Origin of the sequence: Microbacter margulisiae (assembly GCF_014192515.1) — a bacterium.
Classification (GTDB): Bacteria; Bacteroidota; Bacteroidia; order Bacteroidales; family Paludibacteraceae; genus Microbacter; species Microbacter margulisiae.
Genome location: NZ_JACHYB010000001.1, coordinates 2,240,262 through 2,248,727 on the forward strand (window position 1 = coordinate 2,240,262; position 8,466 = coordinate 2,248,727).

The following is an 8,466-nucleotide window of genomic DNA, read 5'->3' on the forward strand; positions in this document are numbered from 1 at the left end:
AAATGCACATCAGGCAACAATATGCACTCTGTTTAATGTTATATAATCAACATCGCATCACCATAGATTCCGAAGCGATATCCTTCTTCCACAGCTACGCTGTAAGCTTTCATTACATTATCATATCCTCCAAAAGCTGAAGTAGCCATTAAAAGGGGAGAATAAGGAAGATGAAGATTGGCGATCAGGCTTTCAGTTACACCAAAATCATAAGGGGGAAAAATAAATTTATTCGTCCATCCGTCGTAAGGTTTCACAGTCCCGTTAGTACAGGCGCATGTTTCAATAGCCCGTAAAACAGTTGTACCTACAGCACAAACGTTGCGGTTTGATTCTTTTGCTAAATTAATAATTTGCGCAGTATCCGGGGTAAGCAACATTTGCTCGGAATCCATCTTGTTCTTGGTCAGATCCTCAACATCAATTTCACGGTAATTGCACAAACCGGCATGCAACGTTAGAAAAGCAAAGTTTACGCCTAAAATTTCAAGACGTTTCATCAACTCGCGACTAAAGTGCAATCCTGCAGTGGGAGCAACGACAGCACCTTCGTTTCGGGCAAAAATCGTTTGATAGCGACTCGCATCTTCCGGCTCAACTTGCCGTTGAATAAAACGGGGAAGAGGAGTCTCTCCCAAAGCATAAAGGGTCTTTCGGAAGTCTTCATATTCACCATCATACAGAAAACGGACAGTCCGGCCACGTGAGGTTGTGTTATCAATGACTTCGGCAACCAACTCATTATTTTGTCCAAAATAAAGTTTGTTCCCGACACGAATTTTACGGGCAGGATCAACCAGCACATCCCACATGCGCAGGTTATGATTTAATTCCCGCAACAAAAAAACTTCGATTTTTGCCTCGGAATTATCTTTTGTCCCGTATAAACGGGCAGGAAATACCCGTGTATCATTAAAAACAAATACATCCTGATCGTTGAAATAAGCAAGGATATCGGTAAAATAGCGATGTTCAATTTCTCCGGTTTTTCGGTGTAAGACTAAAAGGCGTGATTCGTCTCTGTGTTTAGTAGGATAGAGGGCGATTAATTCGTCAGGTAATTTAAATTTGAACTGGGAAAGCTTCATAATATGAATTAATTAGATAATAAAGAATCTCGCGATTATTTGATTAAGCTTATTAGAATAGATCACAGATGAGATTACAAAACAGCAAATTGTGTGCAAAAGTACGCTTTGCAGATAGGCAATGTCAATAGACAAACGGTTAAATTACCGTAACATTTGACTGAGAATGTGCTAACAAGGAAACTTTAGGGCTCCTTTTGTGGTAATTTAAGGAACTTTTCAAAATCCTCCGGCGTCATGCACTGGTCAATGGTAACATTTCCAATGCGTGTGCGTGTAAGTTCGGTAAGATGAGCTCCGCTGTCGAGTGCTTGCCCGATATCTCTTGCCAAAGCCCGGATATAAGTTCCTTTGCTACACACGATACGAAGTTTTAAGACAGGCAGGTCAAAAGCAAGGATTTCCAGCTCGTCAATGACCAGCGTTTTTGAAGCCAGCTCTACATCGGCACCTTCACGTGCATATTCATACGCTCTTTTCCCATCCACTTTCACGGCGGAGTAAACGGGTGGAATCTGCTCTATAGAGCCAATAAACTGTTGCAATTTAGTCTCTACTAATTCTCTTGTGATATGGCTTGTGGGATATTCTTTATCAATTGGTTTTTCAAGGTCGAATGAAGGCGTAGTGGCGCCCAGAAAAAGCGTTGCCACATATTCTTTTGTCTGATATTGAAAAGATTCAATCAGTTTGGTGGCCCGCCCGGTACAAAGAATCATCACGCCGGTTGCAAGAGGATCAAGCGTTCCGGCGTGGCCTACCTTTATTTTTTTGACTTTAAGCTGTTTACTGATTAACCAACGAATTTTGTTGACTAAGCTAAATGAAGTCCAATGCAGGGGTTTATTGAAATAAAGAACTTCTCCTTCGATAAAATCCATGTAAAAAAATTTCGTATCGCATTAAAAGTCAACGTGGACGTGCAATAGTAACAGTACAATAATGATAAAACCGAAGATAATACGGTAATAGCCGAAAAATTTGAATCCGTGTTTGGTTAAATAAGCAATAAAACCTTTGATGGCAAAGATAGCTACCACAAACCCGATAAAGTTACCTGCTGCGAGCAGCATAAGGTTATGGTGCGTCAGCAATTCAGGAGTTTTCTTATAAGCATCCCAAAAGCTTACTACAAATGCGCCTGCCAGGGTAGGCACTCCAAGAAAAAACGAAAACTCGGCAGCGGCTTTACGCGTCAGTTTTTGTTGCATCCCGCCGATAATTGTCGAAGCGCTTCTGCTCAATCCGGGAAGCACAACCGATAATATCTGATACACACCGATCATCCATGCTTTTTTATAAGGAATTTCTTCTTCGGAATGAATCGTTGGATTCAGGAACCATTTGTCAACGAACAAAAGGACAAAGCCACCTCCGAACATGGTAAACGCAATCATCAACGGAGTTTGCAGGGCGTTGTCGATATAACTCTTCAACAACAAACCAACCACAGCAGAAGGAATCAATGCCAGGATTAATTTGAGATAAAAATGCCAGCTTTTGAAGTCAATAAATTTTCTCCAATACACAACAACCACCGATAAAATGGTTCCAAACTGGATATTCTCAATAAATAATTTAGTAAAAGCGTTTTTATCAATGCCCATAAAAGCTCCGGCTAAAGCCATGTGACCAGTTGATGAAACGGGCAAAAATTCGGTAAGGCCTTCTATAACCGATAAGATGAGGGTATGTAACCAGGTCATTTATTCTCGTCCTCCTTTTTGTTACGCCACATGATAGAAAAGAACATAGATAAGAAGCCAAATAAAGAAATCATTGGGCCAACAGTGATGCGTCGTGTGCTAAAAATATCCGGATTAAATACCGATCCTGACTTACCGCCTGTCATGAGAAGAAAACCTAAAATGATCATAAACACAGAAACGCCTATTAAAATCCAATTGGTCTTTCCCAGGGCAAAATCCCTCTGGTTTTGCGTTTCATCGGTTTTTACCGGTTGTTTTGTCTGTTTCATCAGTAGAAAGTATTAATGTTTTGGTAAATACTATGGACTAAATAAAATACATATCATTAGTTCGCATCCGTATATAGCGGTTTACGGCAAAAAGGGCAGCAAAGAAGCTGATCAGCAATCCGAACAGGACTACTACCCCGCTAACCATCAGCTCAACACGAAGGTTGTACAGATTAAAGTTGACGCCAAGGGCAATCTGAACATAATAGGCAGCAACACCAAGCAACGCCAGCGCTATTACAGCGGCAATGAGTCCGTTCCACAAATACCGCCACACAAACGCCCGGCGGATAAACCATGCCTTAGCGCCTACCAAACGCATGGTATTAATCACAAACCGCTTGGAATAAATACTCAACCGGATCGTATTATTCAGCAATACCGTCGAAATAAAGATCAGAATAGCCGCTATCCCCATCAGGAAATAGCCTGTCTTGGTTAAATTATCATTTACCAGCTGGATAATATCTTTTTGGTAAATAACCTGCTTCACGCCGGCATATTTTTTCAACCGTTTCTCGATATGGGACACACTGTCTGTATTAGCATAAAAAGAGGTCAGTTTCACTTCAAAAGAAGCCAGCAAAGGATTGTAGCCCAGAAAATCGGCAGGATTTTCTCCCAAATCGCGGATATGATCTTTTAAGGCCTGCTCCTTGCTGATATATTCATAGGATTTTACACCAGGCATTGTTTGAATCAATTGCTGCACCACCTGCAAATCATGCGGGGAAATGCTATCCTCGATGACAACTGACATGTTCACGTTTTCCTTCACATAGTTTGATACATCATTCCCAATAATAACCAGTATGGAGATGAGTCCTATGAGGAAAAGTACAAATGCAATACTTATCGTGGAGATAACATGCAAGTTAAAAAACCGCTTTTTTTGCCTTGATGCACGATGTGACATTCTCTTTCTGCTTTAACCGTGTTTCCTGTAAATGCTTCAGAATAATCCTTCCCGAAAACCGGGTTGGTTTCACGCCTGCAAAGATAGCGTTTTATGTCTGTTATTTATCCGAAGCTAACCAATCAATCGTTTATTGTTCTCTTTTTTTCCTGCATTTTCTGAAAAGCAAAAACAGACCACCCAGCACAAAGAGGATCAACAGGATAGAAGAAATCATCGAAATGGCATTTCCAAGTGAATATGATTTCGGATCAAACCGGAACATAATCTGATACTGACCTGCATTAAGCGCCATTGCGCGCAACAGGTAATCTGCTTTGACAAACGGCACCTTCTTCCCGTCAATATAAGCGTTCCATCCTTTGGGATAATAAATTTCCGAGAAGACAGCAATCTGGGGACTCTTTGACTGATAATCATAGACCAGTTTATTGGGTTCATATTTCTGCAGGGTAATTGTAGCTGTAGTATCGCTCCCGAATGACGATGGCAGAGTAGTTGCCACAGATTGTGTCACTACTGCCTCATGTTTGGTATCAATCTGTCCTACTTTCTGAAGGGCAGCTGCCTGATCGGGTACCGTAACGACTTTCCGGATCAGCCATTGGCTTCCGTTAGCATATGGATTAAGGATCGGGGGAGCCTGCGGATCGTAGATCAGGTATTTCATATCAAGCATATTCAACACTACCTGTGCTGCCAGGGGCTGTTGTATGTCTGCTGCTGTTTTGGCCTGTTTGAACGAACTAAAGATGGATTCAATTTCAGGAATCAGTTGTGCGTCTATCAAATCCTGATATTCGCGCAATTTTGCGCCATGATAACCTCCGATGCTCTTATGAAAATAGGAAGTCGAGGCATCATTAAACGGACTTACCGATAAATTCAGCACACGATAATACGTTGTGTCCTGCAAAATGGCTTTATCGGCAACACTGGGTTTAATGCTTGCAGCAACTGTCTTCGATTCAAAGTTGCTATCGTTCAGATAGCGTTTTGCGACGGGATACATGTCAAGTAAAATCAAAACACCAAGACTGATGTAAAGCCATGAGGTATTGATTTTCTTTTTTGTAAACAACCAGATGGCAGCTCCTGCCAACAGGATGAAGATGAACGAACGGAACGCGTCAGAGCGAAGCAACGATTCACGGTCTATTGGCAATGTGTTTTGCAGGAAAGCATAATTTCCGGTAAACTGGTTATCTGACGGTGACATAAAATTACCGGCCAGCGAAGGTATCAGCGCAAAAAGCAAACTCAGACCTCCCGTGATGCCCAATGACCAGTAAAGCGCTTTTTTGAATTTTTCCTGATCATATTCGCCCTTCACAATACGCTGTATGGCCAACACGGCCAAAATCGGCATGGTATATCCGGCAATGACCAGAATCATGGATACCGTTCGGAACTTATTATACATAGGTACATGATCGATAAAGAAGTCTGTCATCAGTCCGAAGTTTTTACCCCATGCCAGCATAACAGACAGGATAGTAGCTGCCAGAAGCCACCACTTATAACGTCCTTCCACCAAAAACAATCCAAGGACAAAAAGGAAGCAAACAATAGCCCCTACATAAACAGGGCCTGAGGTCATTGGTTGGTTCCCCCAGTAAAGCGGCCATTTTTGAGTACTCATTATCTGTGAAGCATCCGCTCCCAAAGCGTCGAGCTTCTGACCCGTTGCCGAATTCTCCGTCAATGTTCCATCGCTTGCACCGCCACGGAAATCGGGGATCAGCAATGTTAATGTTTCTCCAATCCCATAACTCCATTGGGTAATATAATCCTTATCCAGTCCGCCTTTGTTACTCTGGTGATTTTGAGAGGCCGATGATCCTTGTCCCCGCATCGAATACTGGCCATATTCATAAGTGGTAAGCAACGTTGTGGCATTAATCCCTACAGCCAGCACCAGGCTGATGCCCAATGCGCCAAGTGTTTTCAGAAAGTCACCAAACTGTTTGTCTTTTATGCTGTAAATCAGTTCCGAAATGCCCAGGATAAGAATAATAATCAGCACATAATAGACAATCTGGAAATGTCCTGCTTTAATGCCCAGTCCCAGGAAGATAGCAGTCAATATTGCCCCGAGCCATCGTCGTTCCCTGAAAGCCATCACCACGCTGCCAATCACAGGCGCCATGTAGGCAATTGTAATCGCCTTGCTGCTATGTCCGGCGGCAATGATGATAAAATTATATGAAGCAAAAGCAAACGCCGCCGCACCTATCATGCTCAGCCACGGATTGATGCGCAAAGCAAGCATTAGGATATAAAAACCGATTAGATATAATATCAGGTAGTAAACCGGACGTGGGAAAACCGTAAAAAAGGAATAAATGAAGCTCACTGCGTCGGCAGGTGTTTTCATTGCAATCTGATAGGTCGGCATTCCGCCAAACATACTGTTTGTCCATAGCGTAGGCGTTTTATGGGTGGCATTATAATCCATTGTTTCTTTTGACATGCCCGCCCATGTCTGGTTATCATGGCCAATCACGACCTTTCCTTCAATAACCGGACTGAAATAGATATAAGAAACGATAATGAAAAAAAGAATTGCCACAAGGTGCGGTACTGATTTCGACCAAATTTGTTTGTTCATTTGTGCTGTGTTTTTTAATGTTTTACGGCAATATCTGATGACTCTTCAAGTGTTTTGAAATAATTATGAATGCATTATGGGTTCTCCCTGGAGGGTTGCCGACGAAGCATCGGTAATGCGTACCTCAACCCGGTCGCCGATGTGATAACCCGCCTTGGGGAAAACAACCACCTTGTTCTGGGATGTCCTTCCAAAGAAATGTTCACGCGACCTTTTTGAAAATCCTTCCACCAACACCTCAAAGGTTTTGCCAATAGCTGCTTTGTTGCTTTCGGCCGAGAGTTGGTTTTGCAAATCAATGATCTCCTGCAACCGTTTCACTTTTACCGGCTCGGAGATATCGTCCGGCAAATGTTTTGCGGCAAAAGTGCCCGGCCTTTCCGAATATTTGAACATAAAGGCGGCGTCGAAACCCACCTCACGCATCAATGAAAGGGTCTGTTCATGATCTTCATCCGTCTCTGTCGGGAATCCGCAAAAAACGTCCGTCGTGATGCTCGCTTCAGGTAAGATCCGCCGGATAGCTGCAATACGGTCCAGATACCACTCGCGTGTGTATTTGCGGTTCATCTTGTGCAATATGCGATTGCTTCCTGACTGCACGGGAAGGTGGATATTTTTGCATAAATTCGGATAAGCCGCCATAACTTCCAGTGTTTTATCGCTCATGTCCTTGGGATGTGATGTTGTAAAGCGGATACGCAATCCGGGAGCTGCTTCGGCAACGAGTTTCAGCAATGCGGGGAAATCAATGTTGCTATCGGGTTGACGCGACAAATAAGAGTTCACGTTTTGCCCCAGGAGGATCACTTCGCGGTATCCTTTTTGCTGCAAATCGGCCACTTCCTGCAAAATACTTTCCACATCACGGCTGCGTTCGCGCCCCCGGGTGTAAGGCACTATGCAGTAAGAACAAAAATTGTTGCATCCCCGCGTAATGGAAACATATCCCGAAATAGAAGCCCCAATACGTGCCGGAAGCACTTTGCTATACGTCTCTGTTGTGGAGAGATTCACATTGATGGCTTTTTCGCCCTGCAACGCGCTTTGCATCAGATGCGGAAGATCAAGATAGGCATCAGGGCCGGCAACTACATCAACACCATAATGATTGATGAGATCTTCTTTTGCCCTCTCGGCCATACAGCCGATAACGCCTACGATCAACCGTTCCTTTTTCTTTTTCAGGCTGTCAAACTGCTGCAAACGGTGGATGACACGCTGCTCTGCATTGTCCCTCACGGAACAGGTGTTCATCAGGATAGCGTCCGCTTCGTTCAGCTGATCGGTTAGCTCGTAGTCATCCATTTTCAGGATGGAAGCCACAACCTCCGAATCTGCTGCATTCATCTGGCATCCATAAGTTTCAATGTATAATTTTTTAGGAAGAGCAGGCGTTCCTGTCTCTTCTGTATCTTTGTTGTATGTTGATTGCATGAATAGTAAGCACTTAATTTGTGGCAAAGATACGCATTTTTTGAATATTGTTCCATGACGCGGGAAAGGGAGGAAAAGGGATCGTTTCTCTTCATCCGGTAATCTTTAACTCTGCCCAAGAAACAATGATATTCCAGAAATCTTTCCTGGAATGGACCAAAATACATAGATACTGAGGCACATGTGCATCCCAATATTAAAGCCGTTCCCTAAATTCCTCTAACACAAGAGAGGAACTTTATTGATTTCAATCGGGAAGATTTACAATATTATTTCCTACTTAAATCACTAAGGATAAATACGTTATTTCTGATATTTTGTCCTTGTTCCGAATATCCGGATCCCAACTATAAGGGCTACTCTGTTGTAATTAGAGTCCCAATTAATATAATTATCCAGAAAGTTTGTAGAAGTATAATACCGGAGTTCCACGCTA

Annotated in this window: 7 protein-coding genes; all 7 read right to left on the reverse strand. The window is 42.8% G+C overall.

Features of this window, described 5'->3' with window-relative positions:
• Positions 1-38 precede the first annotated feature (38 nt).
• Positions 39-1,088, reverse strand: a complete 1,050-nt coding sequence (gene queA, locus FHX64_RS09185; RefSeq protein WP_183413468.1) for a tRNA preQ1(34) S-adenosylmethionine ribosyltransferase-isomerase QueA — start codon at positions 1,086-1,088, stop codon at positions 39-41.
• A gap of 185 nt (positions 1,089-1,273) precedes the next feature.
• The gene (gene truB, locus FHX64_RS09190) at positions 1,274-1,969 is read right to left on the reverse strand and encodes a tRNA pseudouridine(55) synthase TruB (protein ID WP_183413469.1); all 696 of its coding nucleotides are present in this window, start codon (positions 1,967-1,969) and stop codon (positions 1,274-1,276) included.
• A 21-nt stretch (positions 1,970-1,990) separates the two neighbouring features.
• Positions 1,991-2,794: an undecaprenyl-diphosphate phosphatase gene (locus FHX64_RS09195; RefSeq protein ID WP_183413470.1), complete on the reverse strand. Its 804-nt coding sequence runs from the start codon at positions 2,792-2,794 to the stop codon at positions 1,991-1,993.
• Positions 2,791-3,066: a DUF3098 domain-containing protein gene (locus tag FHX64_RS09200; protein ID WP_183413471.1), complete on the reverse strand. Its 276-nt coding sequence runs from the start codon at positions 3,064-3,066 to the stop codon at positions 2,791-2,793. The genes FHX64_RS09195 and FHX64_RS09200 overlap by 4 nt, the downstream gene beginning before the upstream one ends.
• A gap of 37 nt (positions 3,067-3,103) precedes the next feature.
• Complete coding sequence (locus tag FHX64_RS09205) at positions 3,104-3,982, reverse strand: cell division protein FtsX (RefSeq protein ID WP_183413472.1); 879 nt, start codon at positions 3,980-3,982, stop codon at positions 3,104-3,106.
• Between the two features lie 130 nt (positions 3,983-4,112).
• Positions 4,113-6,593, reverse strand: coding sequence for a YfhO family protein (locus FHX64_RS09210; RefSeq protein ID WP_183413473.1), 2,481 nt, complete (start codon positions 6,591-6,593; stop codon positions 4,113-4,115).
• Positions 6,594-6,656: 63 nt separating this feature from the next.
• A complete protein-coding gene (miaB, locus tag FHX64_RS09215; RefSeq protein ID WP_183413474.1) occupies positions 6,657-8,030 on the reverse strand; it encodes a tRNA (N6-isopentenyl adenosine(37)-C2)-methylthiotransferase MiaB in 1,374 nt (457 codons plus the stop codon).
• Between the last annotated feature and the right edge of the window lie 436 nt (positions 8,031-8,466).